Consider the following 22,286-nt stretch of genomic DNA (forward strand, 5'->3'; position numbering starts at 1 on the left):
CGTGGTTAGCTGTTGCCACAAAGGGCGTTGTATAAAGGAGGTGAAGCGGATGCCACTTTTTTTTGTGCATATACCTAAAACTGCCGGGACAAGCTTTCGCATGGGTGCTGAAAAGTATTTTTCACCAGAGCGAATTGTTTATGATTATGGGCCGAAGTCTGAGGTGACATCTCCTCTTGTGAAGGAGCATCTATATGTCGATCAACCTGATTTCTGGCAGTTCAGGCAGGCACTTGATAATCCAGCCATGGTCGTAGGGCATGTTCCGATCGGGCGTTTTGTTTCCCTGTGGGGGGCGGGAAAGACCGTTACTTTTCTACGTGAACCACTGCAACGTATAGCGTCTGAATATGCCCATTTTGTTAGGCATAAAGATTACCAGAGAAGTTTCAAGGAGTTCTATTCGGCCCCAACGATGTGTAATCGTCAGCGCCGGATTCTTTACGGGGTGAATCTTGAGGCGATCGGGTTGATAGGTTTAACAGAACGTTATGCTGAAAGCCTGGAAATGTTGAATGACCAGTTTTCAATCCGCATTCCGGAGCGCGAAGACAATCAGGGTAAACATCGTCTGGAGGATAAGTATGAGTTTGATGAAGAGAATCTCGTTGAACTCAGGAAATTGAATAGGCGAGACATTGAGCTTTACCAGTATGCCTCCGCATTGTTTGATTCACGTTATGAGATGTTCAAGTCGAACCAGCCCTGGGCGCATGCTTGCCTTGTGGAGGCCACCACGGAGGGGGTCAATGGTTGGGCTTGGTGGGCGGATGAGCGAGATGTGCCGTTGGAGGTCGAACTGTGGGTCAATGGTGAGCTTACCAGCACCGTGCGCGCGGTGGAGTTTCGCCAGGAGCTGTGTCGTTTGCTGCCGCCGCGTGGCGGGTATGTGGGCTTCAACCTGCCGGTAAAACTGTCCCCACTTGATACAGTGCAATGCCGTGTTGCCGCAACGGGGCAGAGGTTTCCGCCAAGCCCGCGTCGCATTGAGGAAACGGTTAAGTAATATTATTTGGGTTAAATGTCAGAAAGCCAGCGCCGAGGAATTGGTAACGATAGCTCGGCATTCATGGAAAAGAAGCAATAGGGTACTTTTAATGTCTCACTCATATGACCTGATTGCTGACGATGTCGAGGCCTATCTGAACACCCATGAGCATAGGGGGGCTAAGCATTTTGTTATTTGTGGAAGCGAGGGAGACGGTAAAAGTACCCTGATTAGCCGCTTACTGTTTGAAAACCCGCTTGAGGCCATTGAAGCAGACTCAAAAAAATACGGCACCCAGGGCGGCGAGGTGGATTTTGCTCAGGTGGCGGGTCTAACCGCTGAGGGGGAGCAGGGTGTTACCGTTGATGTAGTAGCTTACCGTTTCTTCTCTACCGAAAAGCGCAAGTTCATCGTAGCGGATACCCCTGGTCACGAGCAGTACACCCGCAACATGGTTACCGGGGCTTCTACTGCCGACGCGGCTATTTTGATGGTCGACGCACGCCATGGGATTTTGACGCAAACCCGCCGCCATAGCTTTTTGATGTCGTTAATGGGCATGCGCCACGTGGTGGTGGCCATTAATAAGATGGATTTAGTCGACTACTCCAAAGCGCGTTTTGATCAGATTGTGGAAGAGTACCGCGCTTTCGCCAAACAGCTGGGACTGGAGAACATCACCTTCATTCCCATGTCGGCGCTGAAAGGCGATAACGTCATTGAACATAGCGCCAAAATGCCGTGGTACCACGGCACAACGCTGCTGGGCTACCTGGAAACCGTCGAGCTGGATGCGGAGCATCTTCAGCGTTCGCCGTTCCGTATGCCCGTGCAGTGGGTCAATCGCCCCAATCTGGATTTCCGTGGCTTTACCGGCATGGTGGCCAGCGGTGTGGTGCGCCCAGGTGACCAAATCCGCGTTCAGCCTTCTGGCAATACCAGCACTGTCTCGCGTATCTATACTCTGGATGGTGACCTGGAAGAGGCCGTTGCTGGCCAGTCGATTACACTGCTGCTGGAAGATGAAATCGACATCTCCCGCGGCGATGTGATTTCCGGCGTTGACCAGCCAGCCCACACCGCCGACCAGTTTGAAACCACCCTGGTGTGGATGCACGAAGCGCCGCTGTTGCCGGGTCGCCCATACTTGATGAAGCTGGGCACCCAAACGGTTTCCGCGACCGTGACGGATATCAAGTACCAGGTCAATGTGAATACCCTGGAACACACGGCGAGCAAGCAGCTTGATTTGAACGGTATTGGTATTTGTACCCTAAGCCTTAACCGTGCGGTTGCCTTCGATGCCTATAAAGACAACCACGATACCGGCGGCTTTATCCTCATCGACCGTATGAGCAACAATACGGTTGGCGCAGGCATGCTGCACTTCGCCTTACGGCGTAGCGAGAATATCCATATGCAGCATGTGGATATTGATAAACAGGCACGTGCGTTGGCCAAAGGACAAAAGCCAGCTGTGCTGTGGTTCACCGGGCTTTCCGGAGCAGGTAAATCGACCATTGCTAACCTGGTCGAGAAAAAACTCTTCACCCACGGCCATCATACCTACCTGTTGGATGGCGATAATGTGCGCCATGGCTTGAATCGTGATTTAGGCTTTACCGATGCTGACCGCGTTGAAAATGTTCGCAGGGTAGCGGAAACCGCCAAGCTAATGGTGGATGCCGGGCTGATTGTGATGTCGGCGTTTATCTCTCCTTTCCGCAGCGAGCGCCAGTTGGCGCGGGATCTGCTGGAAGAGGGCGAGTTCATGGAGATTTTTGTCGATGCTCCGCTGGATGTTGTTGAGGCACGTGACCCGAAAGGCCTCTACAAAAAGGCCCGCCGTGGAGAGCTGAAAAACTTCACTGGGATTGATTCCGCTTATGAAGCGCCTGAAGCACCGGATGTTCATTTGAAAACATCTGAAATGGACGCTGAAGAAGCGGCTGACGCTGTGATCGCTGCATTGCGTGAACGTGGAATGATTAGCTGACTTGAATGCGCTAGCTGTCAGGTGGTGGCGAGGTTTGCTGCTACTTGGCAGCTTTTTTTATGCAAGGGCTGGGTCTTAAAGACTAAATCTTAAAGGGCTAGGTTTTTAAGGACTAGGTTTTTAAGGACTAAGTCTTATAGAGGGATTAGATTATGGCGCTTATTGATCAAGCACTGCTGGATGCCGTTGAACGCATTGCCCGCGAAGCTGATGTCGCCATCATGAGTGTTTACGCCCGCGAGTTTAGCGTGGAGGAGAAGGAAGATAAAAGCCCGTTAACCGAGGCTGATATGGCCGCGCACAACGTTATTGTGCGCGGTTTACAGGCGCTGCCGGTGCAGATCCCGATCCTCTCTGAAGAGGACATCGAGGGTTTTTCCGGTGCTGATGCTGAGGGCCGCTACTGGCTAGTCGACCCGCTGGATGGCACCAAAGAGTTCATCAAGCGTAACGGTGAGTTCACCGTCAATATTGCCCTGATTGAAAACGGTAAGCCGGTGCTCGGCGTGGTGACTGCGCCAGCGCTGGAGGTGGGCTATGTGGCCGCGCGGGGGCTGGGCGCGTTTAAGGTTGAAGCCGATGGTAGTCGTAAGGCCATTTCCGTGGCAGGCAAGCCTAAAGAGGGCGTAACGTGGCGCGTGGTGGGTAGCCGTTCGCACTCCAGCCCTGATTTGGCCGCTTGGTTGGAACAGTTGGGTGAGCACACCATGCTGCCCATGGGCAGTTCGTTAAAGTTGTGCATCATTGCCGAAGGTTTCGCCGATGCCTACCCACGTTTGGGCCCCACCTGTTTGTGGGATACCGGCGCCGCTCATGCGGTAGTGCTCGAAGCCGGCGGCCGGGTAGAAACCCTGGAAGGCACCGCGCTTAGCTACGCCAACCCCAGCGAAAAGCTCAATCCCTATTTTGTGGTGTGGGGGCATTAAGCCAAAACGTTACCGATATTGTTTTGCCAACCTCCTCGATATTGGTTGTCCGGCCATGTGCATAACGTGCACATGGCCATGGAATTCCCCACCTCCATGTGCACGCGAGATTGAGTAGCGCGTGGTAAGCGAAGCGCACCCGCGAAAGCAGCGCGAAGCGGTGCCGGGTTTGGCCTGTGTAGGCGATGATGGTTGGTTGCCACAGGGCGTCGTTCCGACGCCTCCCGCGGGTGCCTACGAACGCTCGCTGAACTCGCGTTCTTCGTTACCACGCGCTATGGGGTGTGGTAATACTCGAATTTATTGTAAAAAGGGTGTCCAATGATTAACCAAGATGTGAGGGGGTTAGGAGGATACGATGTACGCGATTGAATTTGAAACCGATATTCAAGATGGTGTGGTCAATATTCCTGATAAGTATAAAGCGCTTGCTAATACGCATGCGCGTGTTGTTATCTTGCTGGAAGATGATTCTGAAAGCTCAGATCTACGAGCATTTTCTGAACATTCTGCGGGATTGGTAGATGAATGGAGCAGTGCAGTTGAGGACGCAGTATGGAAGTGAGTCGAGGTGAACTCGTATTGTGCGAGTTCTACTTTTCCGACTCTAAACAGCGGAAGCTCAGGCCCGTGATTGTTTTTAGGGATAACCTGCCTTTTGATGATTTTGTCGGGGTTCCTGTCAGTAGCCAATTACATAGACTGCATGATGATGAATCGCTGCTTGAAGAAGCTGATTTAGAAGAAGGTGGTCTGCCAAAGCGTTCTAAAGTTATGGTAAGAAAAACATTTGTCATTTCAAAACAGGTTGTTGTGAAGAAGTATGGTTCTTTAAAAGCCGTACGCTTCCAACAACTCCATCAGGATTTCTGTCGGTATTTTGATTGCTGTTGAGCACTCTTCTGGAAGCCCTACCTTCAAGTGCAGGCGTGATTTAGTAGCGCGTGGTAAGCCTATGGCGCACCCGCACCCGCACCCGCAGCGGCGACCCGGCGCGGAAGCAGCGCGAAGCGGTGCCGGGTTTGGCCCGTGTAGGCGATGATGGTTGGTTGCCACAGGGCGTCGTTCCGACGCCTCCCGCGGGTGCCTCATTCGCTCGTGCCTCGCGAGATTCGTTACCACGCGCTACGACAATCACTCGATTCCGGTGGCGTGATTATGTACATATGGCCATGGAATCCCCACTTCCATGTGCACGCGTGATTGAGTAGCGCGTGGTAAGCGAAGCGCACCCGCGAAAGCAGCGCGAAGCGGTGCCGGGTTTGGCCCGTGTAGGCGATGATGGTTGGTTGCCACAGGGCGTCGTTCCGCCGCCTCCCGCGGGTGCCTCATTCGCTCGTGCCTCGCGAGATTCGTTACCACGCGCTACATATGTGCACTCATTTGAATGGGTGGTTTTCTTGGCGCGGCGTAAACCCCCCGACCTGTGATGAGGGCCGCGCCTGCGGACGCCTCTTAATCTTCATTCCCCGCATATACTCGTTACCTCGCTATGCAGGGCTTATACTCCTGACGATTCACGATTCACGATTCACGATTCACTTTTAAGGTTACTAAATAATGCGTAAATATTTCGGTACTGACGGTGTACGCGGTCGCGTGGGGGAGTTTCCCATGACGCCTGATTTTGCTATGAAGTTGGGCTGGGCCGCAGGGCAGGTGTTGGGTGCTGAAGGTGTTAGGGAAGTGTTAATTGGTAAAGATACCCGTGCCAGTGGGTATATGTTGGAATCCGCGTTAGAGGCGGGCTTTTCCGCGGCGGGTGTTAATGTTGCTCTGGTGGGGCCGTTGCCGACCCCTGGCGTTGCCTATTTAACCTCTACCTTCCGTGCGGATGCGGGGGTAGTGATTAGCGCGTCGCATAATCCTTTTGATGATAATGGTATTAAGATTTTCGGGCAGGGTGGTCAGAAGCTTAATGATATCCAAGAGCAGGAAATAGAGCGCTGGTTACAAGTAGCCATTGACGGCGGCATGACCTGCGTTAGCTCCGAGAAACTAGGTAAAGCGCGCCGTATTGATGATGCCGCTGGCCGTTATACCGAATACTGTAAGGCTAACCTGCCGGGGCACTTGAGCTTGAATGGCCTGAAAATTGTGTTGGATAGTGCCAATGGCGCGGGTTACCGAGTGGGCCCAGCGGTTTTTCGCGAGTTAGGCGCCGAGCTAATTAGTATTCACGCTAAGCCCAATGGCCTCAACATAAACGAAAACTGCGGCGCTACCTCTATGCAGAGCCTGTGTGATGCAGTGCTAGCCCATCAGGCGGATATGGGGATCGCTTTGGATGGAGATGCTGACCGCCTGATGATGGTGGATCACACGGGTACTGTCGTAGACGGCGATGAGCTTTTATATCTGCTTGCGAAAGATGCGAAGCGCGCGGGCTACACCGGCGGTGTAGTGGGTACCCAAATGAGTAATTTGGGGCTTGAGCAGGCGCTTAATGGATTGAATATTCCTTTTAAGCGCGCCAAAGTAGGCGACCGCTATGTGCTGGAACAGTTAAACGCCATGGGCTGGCGGTTAGGTGGGGAAGGCTCTGGTCACTTGCTAAGCCTGGATCATGCATCCACTGGCGATGCGATCATCGCCTCACTGCGCGTGCTGGCTAGTTTGTTAGAGCAACAGGCAATGCTGTATGACGCCAAACAGGGTATGCACAAACTCCCGCAAACCTTAATTAATGTGCGTTATACCGCCCAAGCAGGGCATGATCCTCTTGATACCCCAGCGGTACTGCAAGCCGTCGCACTGGTAGAACAGCAGCTTGGCCAAACGGGCCGCGTGCTGCTGCGCAAATCTGGTACCGAACCATTGATTCGTGTGATGGTCGAGGCTGTAGATGCTGATCGGGCGCAAGGCAGTGCCCAGCAAATTGCTGATGCGTTTTCTTAGGCGAACACGGTAGGTTCTCCTGTTACACGAGGTAATGACTTTTGACATCATCTTCAACGCTTAGCTTGCCCCCTGGGCATAAGACAGAGAGGCATTTGTCAGATATCGCGGACATCGAGCAAAGCCCTTGGTTTGATGCTGACTGGTATATGATGCAATACCCTGATGTAGTTGTTTCCGGTATGTCGCCTGCGCAGCACTACCTGCTGCTGGGGGAGGCCTGGGGGCGAAAAGCTGGGCCTCATTTTGATGCCGAGTATTACCTTAATACTCATCAGGATGTCGCTAAAGCGGGCGTTAGCCCATTGCTGCACTTCACGCGTAATGGAGAAAAAGAGGGGCGTAGCCCGATTAAGCTATGTGCTCAAGAGGCTGAGAGGGAGCTTTGGCAGCAAGAGGATGTGAAATTGAATCTAGCGTGTCTAGAGGATTTGCTTACCCACGAGGATTCTTGGGAGGCCAGCTATGCCGCTTGGGCGTTGGGGCGCTGGTATGCCTGGCAAGGCGAGTGGCGGCGCTGCGCTGAAGTGTTGTCTGGTCGTCATCAACTGCCGGATTTTCAGCCCGCTACAGGCGCTTCTTGGCTACTAGAGGCAGAAGCTCTAATTAATAACGGTCAGTTGGTGAAAGCCTGGCAGTGTATCCAACAGTTATTGGCCGATTTCCCCGACTACCCTGATACCTCCTTGGCGCTTGCTAATTTGTTGGCAATGCAGGCCGCTAGCCAATCCGGGGACTCAGCCACGCCTCCAACGTCTTCACAGGCACATGCGTTAACGGAGCAGTTTCGTTTACGGCATATTAACGCGTTGTTTAACCGTGCCAATCTATACCCGGTAGCCCTTAAAGATGCTAGTCAGCCCTTAACGCTCGATAACTTAACGCATGAAAACACACTAGAGGCTCGTTCTTCAGCGCGAGAGAGCGGTGAACTGGTCAGCATCGTTATGCCGTTATTTAATGCAGGGGCTTACCTAGCAACGGCACTGCGCAGCCTTGCTGAGCAGTCATATGCCAATATAGAGGTTATCGTAGTGGACGATGCGTCTACCGATAACTCTTTAGCCGTGGCCCAGGCGTTTAGCCAGCAGGATTCCCGCTTTCGAGTACTAACACAGCCCACCAATCAGGGGGCTTACGCGGCGCGTAACCGTGCTCTGGAGGCGTCGAAAGGGGCTTATATCACTGTTCACGATAGTGATGATTGGTCGCACCCTCAAAAAATTGAATTGCAGGTTGCAGGTTTGGAAAGCCACCCAGAATGGCAAGCGTGTTTTAGTAGCTTTGTTCGCTGCACGTCGGAAATGTTTTTTAATCATTGGCGTGTAGAAGCGTTGGGTGGCTGGATTCATCGTAATACATCATCGTTTATGTTTCGGCGAGAAGTTTTCGAAACATTAGGGTTTTGGGACGTGGTGAAAGTATCAGGTGATACAGAATATTTTCGTCGCCTTGTCGCTGCTTTTGGTTCCAAAGCCTTTGGCGAGGTTCAGCAAGGCGTTCCCCTGGCCTTTGGCCGTAATTTGCCATCTTCGCTCAGCCACTCTGGCCCCACCCATTTGGTTACACTATTTAAGGGGGCACGCTGCGATTACCACAGTGCCGCGGCTCAATGGCATGAGAGTGCCAAACAGCCAAGCGATTTGTATTTGCCGGCCAACCCCGATGTTCGCCCCTTTCCAGCACCGGCTGCCAACTTGCCCGGTTGAGCTGGTATCCTATTGCCCATTTATTACGTGTTAGGAATTCATTGTGAGCCAGCAACAGCATTCGGTAGCGACCAACGCTACACAAGACCTTGCTATCAAGCCTTCTATCAATACGTTAGCCCAGGGATCCATGTTTTGGCAGCCTGATTACCGTGAGGCATCTCCCTGGCTGGAACATCTACCGTTTTTGTTTTGGTTGGTAGAGGCGTTGCGGCCACAGCAGGCTGTGGGCTTGGGGGTCGAGAGCGTCGCGCACTTTGCGGTTTGCCAAGCGGCCTCCCGGCTGCGGCTGGGTACACGTTGCTTTATGGTGGGAGTGCATGAGGAAGGTGCAGAATGCAAGCAAAATGCCGAGGCTATTCGGGCTTATGCCACTGACCACTTCTCAACAATCAGCCAGTGGCTAGAGGCGACTCCTATACGGGTGATTGACCAGTTCGATGAGGGCTCAGTCGACCTGTTATTGCTGCATGTAGAAGCCGATGACAACAGCGTGGATTATCTGCTGGATCGCTGGTTATCCAAGCTTTCAACTCAGGGTGTCGTGGTAGTGCCAGGGGTTGCCCGCCGCGAGCCAGGTTGCCTTGTGTTCCGTGCTTTCGAAACCCTTAAAGCCCGCTACCCGCACTTTGTGTTTCACCATGCCGGTGGGCTGGGGATTATTGCGGTAGGTAATAATCTGCCCCCGCTGCTTAAAAACCTTTTAGGCGCGCTGGAGTCGGCTGCCTCTACGCAGGTGGTGCAGGATGTTTTTGCCCGCTTGGGGCGCAGTTGCCAGGATAAACTCACCGCGGGCCACCAACAGCAGTTGGCGAAAACGTTAGAAGCTCGTGTTAGCGAGCAATCGGGCAAGCTGCTTGACGCTGAGCAGCAGTTGAATCAGCAATCTGAGCAATTACAGCAAGTGGGTTCAGAGCGTGAAAAGCTGAAAGCGCGCTTGGAGCAGCAGGAATCTCGGTTTGCCCAGGAACGTGGCCGTTTGGCCGAGCGGGTGAGTTCGCTTGAAGAATTTAACGACGAGTTGAAAAAGGAGCTGATGCGCCAGCGCGATCAGAACGATCGTCAAACGGCTGAGGCGCGTGAAAATGCTCAGGCAGTTAAGGTAAGTGAACAATCGCTTAGCCAAGCCCAAAAGCAATTAGAGGCAAAGGAAAATGATTTGCTGGCTGCTTGTGAAGAGAATGCTGAGTTAATAAGTAAACTTGAGAAAACCGAGCGCTCCCTTTCTGAAGCACATAAGCAGAATCAAGACCTAGAAAACAAAAAGCAGGCGCTTACTACCGAAGTGACAGAAACGAAGCAGATGCTGGAAACTCGCTTTAGCGAACTGGCAAAACTAACCAGCCTGCTCGAAGCTAATGAAAAGAGCTTGCGTAGTGCCCATGAGGAGAACACTGGGTTAACTAACAAGCTGCAAAAAACCGAGACCTCGCTTCAGGCGCGCTTTAATGAACTGGGCCAACTGACCCGTAAGCTTCAGGAGTCTGAAAAGAACTATTCAGATGTTGAACAACAGTTGGCGCAGCAAAAGAAAGAACACGCCACGCTTTCTGCTCAATTGAAAGCGGCTACTGAGCGCGAAAAAGAAGCGCTTAGCGCTGTGGATGAGCGTTTCCGCGAGTTAGCTGTGCTAACCGAACTGCTAGAGAAAAACGAAGCGCAACGCGGGCAGTTGAAACGCGAGCTTGATGATACAAAATCTGCTAACCAGAAGCTTGAAGTGGACGCTAAAGCCAACCGCGAAACGCAGGCCCAGCAGCGTCGCGAAATAGAGCGTCAATCTCATGAGTTAGCCAATCTAGTGGATCAGCTAGAAGCTCTGCGAGCAGCAGCACCTAGTACTGATACGTCTACTCAAGCGGAGTTAACCGCCCCCAAAAGCGTTGCTAAAGCCCCACCGCTGACAAAGCGAGCGATCAAGCGGCAGGTCGCGTTAATCGAAGCGAGTCAGTGGTTCGACGCTAAGTGGTATTTAGCGCAATACCCTGATATTGCTCGTGATAGCAAAATGTCGGCGAATCCTGCCCGCCACTATCTGTTGATGGGCGGTTTCGAAGGGCGTAACCCAGGCCCGGGGTTTGACTCGGCGTACTACCTTCAGCACAACCCCGACGTGGTAGAAAGCGGAATCAACCCGCTTGTGCACTACCTTAAGTTTGGTGAGAAAGAGCAGCGTAGTACTAACGCAAAGTACTAAAGCTAAGTACTAAAACGTAGCACTAAAGCGTGGTACTAAAGCCTAGTACAAAGGAACTGTAATGAGCGATGCTAATCGTAAGTTGTTATTGGATGCAGAATTATTTAATGCGTCGTGGTATGTAAACCGTTATCTAGATGCTCAGCATAGTCAGCTTTCTCCGCTGGAGCATTTTTTAAATTATGGCTGGGCACTGGGCCGCTGCCCGGGGCCTGGTTTTGATCCTGAAGAGTATTCCCGACGCTATCCCGATGTTGCCACATCGGGGCTGAGCCCGTTGCTGCATTACCTTCGTCATGGCCGCAGTGAAGGGCGGCGGGCAGTAGTGGGGGAAGGGGATTCCCCCGCTGTTCCACAGCTGGCGGTCGTTTTGCATGCTTACCATCTTGAATTGGTGGCACTGCTAGGTGACAGGCTTGCCTTGCTGAAGGAGCCCTTCGATCTGTTTATTACCACGTCCCATGCGCCGAATACGCGGGAAATTGTGGCGCTGAAGAAACGCTACCCTGGTGCAAAAGTGGTGCCCTGCCCTAATCGGGGGCGGGATATTGCGCCGTTTTTTTCGCTAATACCTCATCTGCAACAGTATACGCTGTGCTTGAAGCTGCACACCAAGCAGGGTGTAACGCCGGTGGCTAAACAGTGGCGGGATACGCTTTTGAGCAGCGTATTGCCGAGTGGCGGCGGCGTGCAGGCGTTGCTGCATAAGCTACGCAGCGACCCCCGCTTGCAGTTAGCAGGCCCTCAGCGGCTGTTTATGAGCCAACTGTCAATGCGGTTTGGCAATGGCCCTTGGTTGGAAAAGCTTGCACCACGGGTCAATGTATCGCTGGAAAGCGACTGGGGCTTTTTTGCTGGCAGTATGTTTTGGTGCCGCCCCCAAGCGCTATCTGCCTTGGCCGCCGAAGTGGCGCCATTAATGTTTGAGCCAGAAACCGGCGAGCAGGATGGTGAGTTGTCCCATGCGTTGGAACGCTTGGTGGGCGGTGTCGTGCGCCCCCAGTCAGAGCGGGTGTTGCTGTTACCCCATGGGTCTAATGGCGAGCTTTCGCCTTATCAGATGGAGACCGGGCTGGAAAGCACCATGCCATCAGAGCTGCTGATCGATAGCAGTGACCTTCAAGAATTGCAGGTGCTTGGTACTAGTGGTGTGAAAGCGGCCAGAAAACAAGGGGTGAATGGAGACCTTAACCTCAACGGCGATCTCGCGATTTGTGGCTGGCTGGCGGACAGTGGTTCCAGCGCGCCGCGTTCGGCGTTGATCCGTATTGATGGTCACCATGAGATTGAAGTGATCGCTAACCAGTTCCGCAATGACCTGCGTGATAACGGCATTCATGAGGGGCGCCATGCCTTTGAGACATATCCGCCGGTTGAGTTGGTAGACGGCCAAAACCATCACCTTGAGTTAATCGACGCCCTGAGTGGTCATGTGGTGGCCAGTGGCGATGCTGTCTGGGAGTTTCAGCGTTCCTTTAGCGATTTTGCGGGTTATCTTGCCCATGGTTTGGTTGATCCTTATCTGTCGCGCCCGTTTCGCGAGGCTGATAAGCGATGCTTGGCCGCCATGGAGAACGTGGCGGATGGGCTGACTCGTGATGCGCAAGCACTCGCAAAGGCGCCGCTAGTTACTGTCATTATGCCTTGCTTTAACCGTTTGGATACCATTGAGGCAGCGGTCGAGTCGGTGAGTAGCCAGGTGTATGCCAACTGGGAATTGCTGTTGGTAGATGACGGCAGTACCGATGGCACCCGTGAGTGGTGTGAGCGGCAGGCCGCCAAAAACGAACGTATTCAACTGATTGCTCTGAAAAAAAACCGAGGAGTCTCCCATGCGCGCAACCAAGGGTTGGAGGTAGCGCAGGGGGCTTATATCGCTTACCTGGACTCTGATAACGTTTGGGATCCACGCTATTTGGCTGCCATGGTGGGGGCTTTTAGCCGCGAACCCACAGCTCAGGCGTTTTATTCAGGCTTATATCGCTACACCGGCAATGCCACAGAGCCTTCAGGCGTGCTGTTTGGTCCTTTGAATCGCGCATTGTTGTTCAATAGGAACTATGTAGACCTCAATGCGTTTTGTCACACTCGCGAGGCCTATCAACAGTGTGGGGGCTTTGACGAGACGCTGCCGAGGTTTGTGGACTGGGATTTGATCCGCCGCTATAGCCAGCGGGTACGGCTTTGTTCAGTGCCAGTCGTATTAACCCACTATTATTATGGCCGTGCCGCTAACACGTTGACGGCTAACACGGAGTACGTGGGCTATTTAGACCAGGTACGTGAGGCAACTGGGTATCAGTGGTCTGCCGCTAAATCAACTGCCTCTACTGTACTGCAGCGAGGGGTGTCAGTGGTTATCCCCAGCTATGAGTCGTTGGAGGATCTGCGTGATTGCCTCACTAGCCTGGAAGCGCTGGCGCTGGGCGATAAGCTGGAGGTGATCGTTGTCGATAATGACTCTTCGTCTCCGGTGAAGAAGTTCCTTGAAGAGGCTCAGGCTGCCGGGCGCCTGAAAGCAATTTTTAATTCCTGCAACTATGGCTTTACTCACGCAGTTAACCTGGGATTGGCAGCGGCTAAAACAGACCACGATTTGATGCTGCTTAATAACGATGCGCAGGTTGAGCCAGGTGCGTTGGAAGCTATGCAACTGGCAGCGACTCAATTGCCAGAATGCGGCCTGGTCGTTCCCCAGCAAATTTTGCCTGGTGGTACGCCCACTTTAACCACCCACGTGCCTTATGCCGACGCCGATCAACCCTGTGATGTCAATCTCTCGGCTCATCACAGTAATATTGTGACTCCGCCGTTATTGCATGACGGAAGAGTGCTGGAGATCAGCTTTGCACCGTTCTTCTGTGTCTATATTCCCCGGGAAACATATCGTAGCGCTGGGCCTCTGGATGCGCAGTTTGGCCGCCATTACCGCTCTGATCGTATTTACTGCGATGTGGTAAGACACCTGTTAGGGCTGCGGATTTACCATGTCAGCGATGCTTGTGTCGTGCATAAACTGCAGAAGTCTACTCGGGTGCTGTCTGGTCGTTCCAATAGTCAATTCGATCTAATGTTCAGGAAAAATCAGTGGGATGAACCAACGCGACATACCCTTGGCTTTCGTAAAGCGGTGTGGGATCTCTGACTGGAAGAGCGTCGCTTATGACACTTCTGCACTTTCCCGTAACGGGGTTGTCTGAGTGTCCACTTGGCCCATCGTTATGGGCCTGATCAAGCGTTCTTACAGTCAGCTATGGACGGTTTCACTGAGAATGATTGAAAGCATAGTCCTTCAAAGCAGAGCTCTTCAAAACAGAGCTCTTCAAAACAGAGCCCTTAAAACCCCGTGGGAGATGCCAGCCATACGTTTCGCTCGGTTTGTTAAACGGTTTGTTGGGCGGGACACTTTAGACCGCTATACCTCAGGGCTCCGCTGGCACCTTGATTTCCCTGATGCGCAACGCCCCCCGTGGTTGCTCCCAGGGGGGTGGGTCGTGCAGGGGTGGGTAGTGCTGCCTGAAGCGTTAGCCGAGTGGGTAGGCAAGGCTGAAATAATTGCTCGCTGGAGCAAAACCTTTGAGCTTTGCCACCCTCTGTCGGTGCGCCGTCCTGATGTCATTGAAGCGCTTTTTGGAACCGCTGATGAGTCACACCCTCAAGTGCAGTGTGGCTTTCGTTTTACGGTTCCTCACCGTTTGGAGCAGTTCTCACTGTTTCTGCGCTTAGGAGATATGCAGTTTCCCCTTTCCCAGGTAGATATACCGTCTGATGTTCATTTAGATGATGCACTCCCTCCTTCCCTTAAAGTGCTTGAGGGTAAGCAGGGGTGGTTGTTTTTGGATAATGATACCAATGGGAGTGTTGATCAGTACCGGGGGCGGCTTCGCCTAACGGAAGGAGGGGTCGAGCAGTGGCAACAGTACTTTCAAGCCGTTGAGCAACTGGCTGACAGTGCCGAGGCCGCTCATGCGGTGTTGGTGGCACCGTCTAAAGAGAGTGTCATGGGGCCTAGCTATCATCCGTTTACTGAAGGTAGCAATGGCCCCATACAACAGTTAATGGCGTTGCCGGAAGCACACAGCATTGTGTACCCCCAGGCGCTTTTGACCCAGTTGGGTGATGAGGCCTTTATTCGCACGGATAGCCACTGGTCCCAGCAAGGCGCGATGGTGGCTGCAAAAGCGCTGGCAACGGCGCTTGACCTTGATCCCAATGCGGTTAACGCGCTTTTTGCCGAAGATGAGTACGTGCAACGTACAATTGTCGGCGACTTGGGCAATAAATTTACGCCGGAACGCCATTGCAACATAGAGGTGCTGCGCTCGTTTAGCTATATGAAGTGCCGCTATTATGATAATGGCTTGCCCAACTTTGGGCGTTTGTCGGTGTTAGTGAATGACCAGGCACTGATGCCTAGTGTGTGTTTACTCTTTGGCTCGTCTTCCAGCTATTCAATGCTTAACTACTTATGCCGTCTGTTTCAACAAGTGGTGTTTGTACACAGCGCGGGAAGCCTCGACCCTGAGTTGGTGAAAGCGGTTAATCCGGCTTATTTGGTGATGCAAACCAATGCACGGTTTATGGTGCAAGTACCTGAGGTGGATCAGTCACTTTTGAAGTTAATCGATGAAAAACGCGCCAAGCTATCTGAAGATGAGTGGGCTTCAGTGGCTAAGCGAAAGATCTCCGTCGCACGCGATGATGCCTTGATTCATAAACTTAATTTAACACCCTGGCTAGTCTAGGCTCTGTCTGAAAACTGGCTGCGCTCGACCATACGGCGTTAAAAATCGGCTCAAAGTACTCATTTACACCATGTAAACTCCGTCTTTTCGCCGATTTTTGCCTTGTCTGGCCTTCGCTCGCCGACTTTTCAGACAGAGCCTAGCAGGGTTTTATAACAGGCTGGTGTGACGCAGCCTAAGGGCTGGTAACATGCTCGCTCCATATCCGCCGGATAAGACGCTTTTGAATGAATGCTAACCACACGTCACGCGATAAGCCTTGGTACCCTCACCACCGCAGCCCTCAGCAATTTGTTCCTTTACAGCAATTAAAGGCGGCTTCACGCCCTGGTGAATGGCAATCCCTGGGCGCGGAGCCGCTTTTTGCGTTAGAAGGGCAGTTACCTTTGCCCGGCTGGAACATGGTCGAAATTGCCTGTGAGCGAGACGTGACCAGTGTGGTGTCTAGCCTCACGTTTGAGTCTGCACGGCGCTCGTTAACGGTAGAGCTACCTCTGCGTGTGGGTAAGATCACGAAGCGGCTTGTATACGTGCCATGGGGTGTGAAACGTGTGACGTTTGCGCCCATGAACGCCACGGGCACGTTTTCCCTGGAACATTTTCGCTTCGTATGGCTAACGCCAATGTTTGCCTATAACCGTTTGCTGCAGCGGTTATCCAACATGCATGAACACTACCGTGATCTTTCTTTGAAAGAAATTGAGCTCAGTTTGAAGCAGCAGGCGCGTAAACAGAGCCGCAAATGGCAAACCATTGCCCTAGAGGACTACGAAAGTACATTTATTAGTTTTTCCACTCGTCGCCACTACCAGCAGTGGATTCGTCAGGTAGAACGAAGGCGTGCGCCTAGCGACCATGAGGTGGCCATGCGCCACCATGTTCACTCTTTTGATTGTAGTATTTTGCTGGTGTGTCCTATTGGCGAGGCGACGCCTGATGCATTACAGGCTTTACAAAACAGCTTAAAAGGCAGCCTGGCCAGTGTGGCGGAGCAGTCCTTGTCGCCACGGCAGGCCGTACTTTTGTTACCGTCACCGGCATTTCATGGCTGGCAGGCATGGTTAGAAGAATGGCAGCGTGAGATGCCCGTTCTTCGCGTTGTAGAAAGTCATGCCACCAGTGTTGCGGCCTTGCGGATAGAGGCCCTTTCCTATTGCAAACACTCCTGGATATGGTTTTTACGCCCAGGCGATCGTTTAGCGGCGAATGCACTGTTTCATATGGCCAGTATTGCTGCAGATAATCCTCAAGCGCAGATGCTGATAGCCGATGAGGATAGCCTTGACGAGGAGGGAGTTCGGCACTCGCCGCAGTTTAAGCCTGAGTGGAATGCTGATTTGCTGCTTTCGATGCCGTATATGGGCCGGGCCGTGTGTTACCAGCACCGCTTTTTCCCACGCCTTTCAGCCGATATGTGTGGTGACAATGCCAATAACCCTGATTGGCTGGATTACGTACAAACGTTGGACGTAACACGGCGCGATCATTTTTCGTCGCAACAGCTTGCCCACGTACCCCATATTGCCTATCACGGTGCACCGGGGACTGCCACAACGCCTTCCAGTTATGTTGGTGCTGTTGAGCAGCATTTAGAAGCCTGTGGGCAGGTTGCACAAGTAGCGCCAGGGTTATTACCCGGCACGCAGCGCATTCGTTGGCCGATGCCTACGCCAGAACCCTTGGTGAGCTTGCTGGTGCCTACCCGCGATGGCGTCGATATATTGCGCCCTTGTGTTGATGCTATTTTAGACCGTACCGACTATAGCCACTTTGAACTGCTTATTCTGGATAACCAAAGCAGCTGCAAAGAGACCCTGGCGTATTTGGACGAAGTGGCAGCCCGTGACACCCGAGTAAAGGTGTTGTCCTGGAACGCTCCGTTTAATTATTCATCCATCAATAACTATGGTGCCGACCATGCTCGGGGAAGTGTTATTGGTTTAATCAATAATGATGTAGAGCCGATTGATGGGCAGTGGCTGACGGAGATGGTAGAGCAGGTTTCACGCCCTGATATTGGTTGTGTAGGCGCGAAGCTCTACTACCCCAATGACACCATCCAGCATGGTGGTGTGATTCTTGGGTTAGGTGGCTTAGCGGGACATGCCCATCGCTTCTTTCAGCGTGACGAAGATGGTTATATGGGGCGCTTGAAAGTGGCTCAGAACCTTTCTGCCGTGACGGCAGCCTGTCTGCTACTGCGTAAAGAGGTCTTCGATGCTGTTAATGGTTTGAACGAGGAAGATCTGGCTGTCGCTTACAACGATGTGGATTTATGCATTAAGGTTCGTGAGGCGGGTTACCGTAATCTGTGGACGCCGTTTGCTGAGCTTTACCATCATGAATCCATTTCCCGCGGTGCCGATGACACCCCTGAAAAGCGTGCGCGTTGGCTAAGCGAATATGCCTATATGCGTAAAACCTGGGGCGAATTACTGGACAGTGACCCGGCCTACAATCCTAATCTGACCTTGGTTCATGAGGATTTCTCGTTGCGATAAACGCTTGAATATCCATATAAATCTTAAAGTACCCGTGTAGTGGTACTTATCAGACACTTTGATACATCAATTAACAATTTTCGCCGGATATTCAAGTAATTGGTTATGTTTAAAGTAATTAAAAAACCAGGCGTACTAGGTTTTATAGACCGGGTTAGTGAGGATGCGATTAGTGGCTGGAGCTTATCGCCATACGTGACTGTGGTGGTGAATGGCCGAACACGTTGCCGGCTGTCTTGTAACCGCCCACGAGCGGATGTGAAAAAGGCAGGGCTTTCGTTGAGTGGCAACGTGGGTTTTCATGGAACGTTGGCGCTGAAGCATGGAGATGTCGTTCGCGTGGTAACGCCGAAAGACGTGCCATTGCGGCATAGCCCTTGGCTCTTTAGGCATCCGAAGCAAAGCGATTGGTTACCTATTGCCATCTCCCATCAGCACGCGGAGTATAAAGCCGTGGCTTCGCTTCCTGATCAATTGTTGGTTGATAGATTTAAACCCCTGTTTGGGCAGTCTGCTGAACGACGAATGGCTGGCGCTGTACTTAACGTTGCTAATCAGGCGCCTGTCATGGCACGTTTTGATGTAGAGCCCAAGGCGCATGCAAACGTGATGCAGCTTTATGACAAAGTGATCACGCCTAGTCGTATAGCCGCGCCGCCTTTATTGGCTGCGTTTTCTCAAGAAAGACACATGCTACAGATGTTTGCTTTTCAGCCAGGCATAACTCTGGAAGAAGTGGGTAACGGGTGGGAAGCGTGGGTGCCCATGGTAATGGCGCAACTTGTCACTCTTCAACAAGCTGGCGAAGCAGGACGCAGCGCTTTAAAACGCCGCTACAGTCGTTTTAAAAGTTTGCTGCATAGACTGCTTCCATCGGTCATCGCGCAGGCATTGCGGGAAGGCGGTAGTAGGATTGAACTGACATTTTTTGTCTTTTTAATGCGTGTTACTGCGCGCTTGCCACGCGTGTTGTCGCATGGTGACCTACACCGTAATAACGTACTCATTGATACTCAGCAGCAGCAGGTAGCGCTTATTGACTGGGATCGATGGGCGTATTTGCCGCTAGGCTTCGATGCGGCGCTTCTGTTGCGTGGGCTACCCTGGACTGACGTAGAAGCCTTGACTGAAAAAAGCGTTGATCAGCAGTTGGGCGCCTTGGTGTTCACCTATCTGTTTCAGTGTTTGGACGTCGCCCATTTCATGCGGTCTGAAGAGGCTGCCCAGCTGCGGGCTCGTATTTACAAGTTATATAAACAGTTCAAGATGTACCCTGGTATTAGTCAATAACGCTGAGTTGGAAGCTCCGGGGCGTCGTTCCGCGGGTGCACTTACTCGATTCCGGTGGAGTGATTACGTGCCACGGCCATGTACATAATGTGCACATGCCCTTGGAATCCCCACCTTCATGTGCATGCGAGATTTAGTAGCGCGTGGTAAGCGAAGCGCACCCGCGGATGCACCGCGAAGCGGTGCCGGGGTTTGCTTGTGCAGGCGGGGTTGGTTCCGTGCCACGGGGCGTCGTTCCGCCGCTACCCGCGAAGCGGTGCTGAATAGGGCTAGTGGAAAGGAGAAGAATTATCTTAATCAAGGATGTACCGTGAGTCGCCACACCACCTGGGTTGTTCTGAGCGATGGGGCGCGGCCGACCGAGGACATTTATTTCTTGGCATCTGCTGCCTCCGGTCTGCGCCGCCGGGGCGTGGCGGTCGAACGTTTTACCGCTTCTCGATCTTTCGGGGCCAGCTGGGTACATGGTCGTTCTCTGCTGCGGCGTTTCGCGGGGGCTAATCTTCTGCTTTGCCGCTCGCTACCGTTAGGTTGGCTGCGCTGGCTAGAACGTCACCGCGATGCTTTTGGCTATATTGCCTATTTAATCGATGATGATATTTTTGCGGCGTCCAATGACCCAACCTTACCGGCTGCCTACCGTAAGCGAATGGGTGGGATTGCTAAACATCAACCTCGCTTAGTGTCACTGGCTGATGAAGTGGTGGCCTCTAGCGAGCAATTGGCGCGCTGTTTTTTTAGCGAGCACGATAATGTTCAAGTGCTCACGCCACCTCTGATTACTCCTCTGCCTTCACTTCAGCATTTCTCGCAACCGCCATCTTCCAGCGCTAACTGGAAAATCGGCTTTTACGGCACGCGGGCGCATTTAGCTGACCTTATGCACATCGCCCCGGCCATAGAAGGTATTCAGTCTCAGCGTATGGATACCCAGGTGGAAATTATGCTGGGGCCACACACTCCAGAAAGTTTAATCACGCTGCCACGCTTAAACGCGCCTTGCCCCTTAGCCTGGGAGACGTTTAAGGTTTATCAACGAGAGCACCGCTGCCATATAGGCCTAGCCCCGTTGTTAAATACCCCGTTTAACCATGGCAAATCTTTCATCAAATTTTTTGATATTACCGCCATGGGCGGGGTAGGAATATACTCAAATCGTTACCCGTACACTGAGATTGTCCAGCACGGGAAAAATGGTTTGCTAGTCAATGATGCGCCCGTTGAATGGCGAAGTGCGTTAGAACACTTGTTAGAAAACCCCATAGCGGCTGCCAACATGGCTAAGCAAGCCGCTGTTGATGCAAAACGTATCGGTAACGTAGAAGCAGCTGTGCAGTTTTGGCTAAAACGTAGTGGTGCCGTGCCGCAATAAGATAAACAGGGAGAGGGAACCATGGAATCTACTGTTAAAGCTTTTTATGAAGAGCGACCCAGCGCTAACGTCGTTGGGGAGCGCGTGTCGTTTGGTACCTCTGGCCATCGTGGCCGCTCCGTTGAGCGTACGTTTAATGCTTCGCATATTTATGCCATCACCCAGGCGGTGGTCGACTACCGGCGTGAGGCGGGCTATCAGGGGCCGCTGTTTTTAGGTTTCGATACCCACGCGCTTTCTCGCCCTGCCTGGGAGTGCGCGCTGCAAGTGTTGGCTGCCAACAAGGTGCCGGTATTTGTCGAGAAAGATCACGGCTACACCGCGACGCCGCTGATTAGCCAGGCGATCCTGCACCATAATAATCCCCATGACCTGGCGGCGCCCGATGTGGCGCTTGCGGATGGCTTAATCATCACGCCTTCGCACAACCCGCCGGAAGATGGCGGTATTAAGTATAATCCGCACCATGGTGGCCCCGCGGATACTGATGCCACCGGCTGGATTGAACTGCGTGCAAATGCCTACCTGCTGCGCCAGTTGGAAGATATACCCACCGTGCCGGTGGATGAGGCGATTGCCCACGCCCAGGAGTACGATTTCACTGCGCATTACGTTGCCAAGCTTGGCAGCGTAGTGGATATGGCCACTATTCAGGGCGCAAACTTAGCGTTAGGTGCTGACCCCATGGGCGGCACCGCGCTGCCGGTATGGCAGGCGATAGCGGCGCACTACGACCTGAATCTTGATGTCGTGAATACTATAGTTGATCCTGAGTTTGCGTTTATGCCGCCAGATCACGACGGCAAAATTCGTATGGATTGCTCTAGCCCGGCAGCAATGGCTAACCTACTCAAGGTTAAAGACCGCTTTGATATAGCTTTTGGCAACGACCCCGATGCCGATCGCCACGGTATAGTTGATGCCAGTGGCCTGATGAACCCGAACCACTTTTTGGCCGTGTGCATCGATTACCTGATCACCCACCGCCCAGAGTGGGCGGCTAGCCTGAAGATCGGCAAGACGTTGGTGTCCTCTTCCATGATCGACCGAGTGGTGGCTTCCCACCAGCGCGAGCTTTACGAAGTGCCGGTAGGCTTTAAGTGGTTCGTGGATGGCCTGCACGAGGGCTGGCTTGCCTTCGGCGGGGAAGAGAGTGCAGGCGCCAGCTTGCTAACCCGCGACGGTAAGGCGTGGTCCACCGATAAAGACGGCATCGTGCTGTGTTTGTTGGCAGCGGAAATTATGGCGGTCACCGGCAAAACGCCCAGCGAGTATTACCGCACGCTTACCGAGCGCTTTGGTGAGCCTTTTTACAAGCGCGTCGATACCGCCTGTTCACCCGAAGAGAAAGCGGCGTTTAAAAAGCTGAGTGCTGAGAGCGTGACTGAGAAAACTCTGGCAGGCGACGCTATCACCGCTGTATTGGTAGACGCGCCGGGCAATGGCGCTGCTATTGGCGGCATCAAAGTCACCACCGAAAACGGCTGGTTTGCCGCTCGGCCAAGCGGCACTGAATCGCTTTACAAGGTGTATGCCGAAAGCTTCAAAGGCGCACAGCACTTGGATGAATTGATTGGGAACGCCCAGGCATTGCTGGCTGGTGTGTTGAAATAGATTCTTTGAGGCCGTTTCATCCTTCGGCGGGCACCTTTAGTGGTGCCCGT

General features: G+C 52.8%; 14 protein-coding genes. All 14 read left to right on the forward strand.

What is annotated here, in order from left to right:
* Nucleotides 1-49: 49 nt before the first annotated feature.
* Nucleotides 50-1,006, forward strand: coding sequence for a hypothetical protein (locus tag YERSI8AC_RS08285; protein WP_159176522.1), 957 nt, complete (start codon nt 50-52; stop codon nt 1,004-1,006).
* 91 nt (nt 1,007-1,097) lie between these two features.
* On the forward strand, nt 1,098-2,984 hold the full coding sequence (gene cysN / locus YERSI8AC_RS08290) for a sulfate adenylyltransferase subunit CysN (RefSeq protein WP_159176523.1): 1,887 nt from the start codon (nt 1,098-1,100) through the stop codon (nt 2,982-2,984).
* A gap of 152 nt (nt 2,985-3,136) precedes the next feature.
* On the forward strand, nt 3,137-3,910 hold the full coding sequence (cysQ, locus tag YERSI8AC_RS08295) for a 3'(2'),5'-bisphosphate nucleotidase CysQ (protein WP_159176524.1): 774 nt from the start codon (nt 3,137-3,139) through the stop codon (nt 3,908-3,910).
* Nucleotides 3,911-4,268: 358 nt separating this feature from the next.
* On the forward strand, nt 4,269-4,475 hold the full coding sequence (locus YERSI8AC_RS08300) for a hypothetical protein (RefSeq protein WP_159176525.1): 207 nt from the start codon (nt 4,269-4,271) through the stop codon (nt 4,473-4,475).
* Complete coding sequence (locus tag YERSI8AC_RS08305) at nt 4,466-4,804, forward strand: type II toxin-antitoxin system PemK/MazF family toxin (protein WP_159176526.1); 339 nt, start codon at nt 4,466-4,468, stop codon at nt 4,802-4,804. Before YERSI8AC_RS08300 ends, YERSI8AC_RS08305 begins: the two co-directional genes overlap by 10 nt.
* A gap of 666 nt (nt 4,805-5,470) precedes the next feature.
* A complete protein-coding gene (gene glmM / locus YERSI8AC_RS08310) occupies nt 5,471-6,808 on the forward strand; it encodes a phosphoglucosamine mutase (protein WP_201304205.1) in 1,338 nt (445 codons plus the stop codon).
* A 95-nt stretch (nt 6,809-6,903) separates the two neighbouring features.
* Nucleotides 6,904-8,517, forward strand: coding sequence for a glycosyltransferase family A protein (locus tag YERSI8AC_RS08315; RefSeq protein ID WP_236557269.1), 1,614 nt, complete (start codon nt 6,904-6,906; stop codon nt 8,515-8,517).
* 43 nt (nt 8,518-8,560) lie between these two features.
* Nucleotides 8,561-10,714, forward strand: a complete 2,154-nt coding sequence (locus YERSI8AC_RS08320; RefSeq protein ID WP_159176528.1) for a hypothetical protein — start codon at nt 8,561-8,563, stop codon at nt 10,712-10,714.
* Nucleotides 10,715-10,775: 61 nt separating this feature from the next.
* Nucleotides 10,776-13,859, forward strand: a complete 3,084-nt coding sequence (locus tag YERSI8AC_RS08325) for a glycosyltransferase (protein WP_159176529.1) — start codon at nt 10,776-10,778, stop codon at nt 13,857-13,859.
* Between the two features lie 349 nt (nt 13,860-14,208).
* On the forward strand, nt 14,209-15,459 hold the full coding sequence (locus YERSI8AC_RS08330; protein ID WP_236557270.1) for an alginate O-acetyltransferase AlgX-related protein: 1,251 nt from the start codon (nt 14,209-14,211) through the stop codon (nt 15,457-15,459).
* 227 nt (nt 15,460-15,686) lie between these two features.
* Nucleotides 15,687-17,960, forward strand: a complete 2,274-nt coding sequence (locus tag YERSI8AC_RS08335) for a glycosyltransferase family 2 protein (protein WP_159176531.1) — start codon at nt 15,687-15,689, stop codon at nt 17,958-17,960.
* A 105-nt stretch (nt 17,961-18,065) separates the two neighbouring features.
* Nucleotides 18,066-19,250 (forward strand): aminoglycoside phosphotransferase family protein, encoded by a 1,185-nt coding sequence (locus YERSI8AC_RS08340; protein ID WP_236557435.1) that lies wholly within the window; start codon nt 18,066-18,068, stop codon nt 19,248-19,250.
* A gap of 310 nt (nt 19,251-19,560) precedes the next feature.
* Nucleotides 19,561-20,622, forward strand: a complete 1,062-nt coding sequence (locus tag YERSI8AC_RS08345; RefSeq protein WP_236557271.1) for a glycosyltransferase — start codon at nt 19,561-19,563, stop codon at nt 20,620-20,622.
* 21 nt (nt 20,623-20,643) lie between these two features.
* A complete protein-coding gene (gene pgm, locus YERSI8AC_RS08350) occupies nt 20,644-22,236 on the forward strand; it encodes a phosphoglucomutase (alpha-D-glucose-1,6-bisphosphate-dependent) (RefSeq protein ID WP_159176534.1) in 1,593 nt (530 codons plus the stop codon).
* The last annotated feature ends 50 nt before the right edge of the window (nt 22,237-22,286 follow it).

The organism is Halomonas sp. 113 (assembly GCF_904067645.1).
In the GTDB taxonomy this organism is placed as follows: domain Bacteria; phylum Pseudomonadota; class Gammaproteobacteria; order Pseudomonadales; family Halomonadaceae; genus Vreelandella; species Vreelandella titanicae.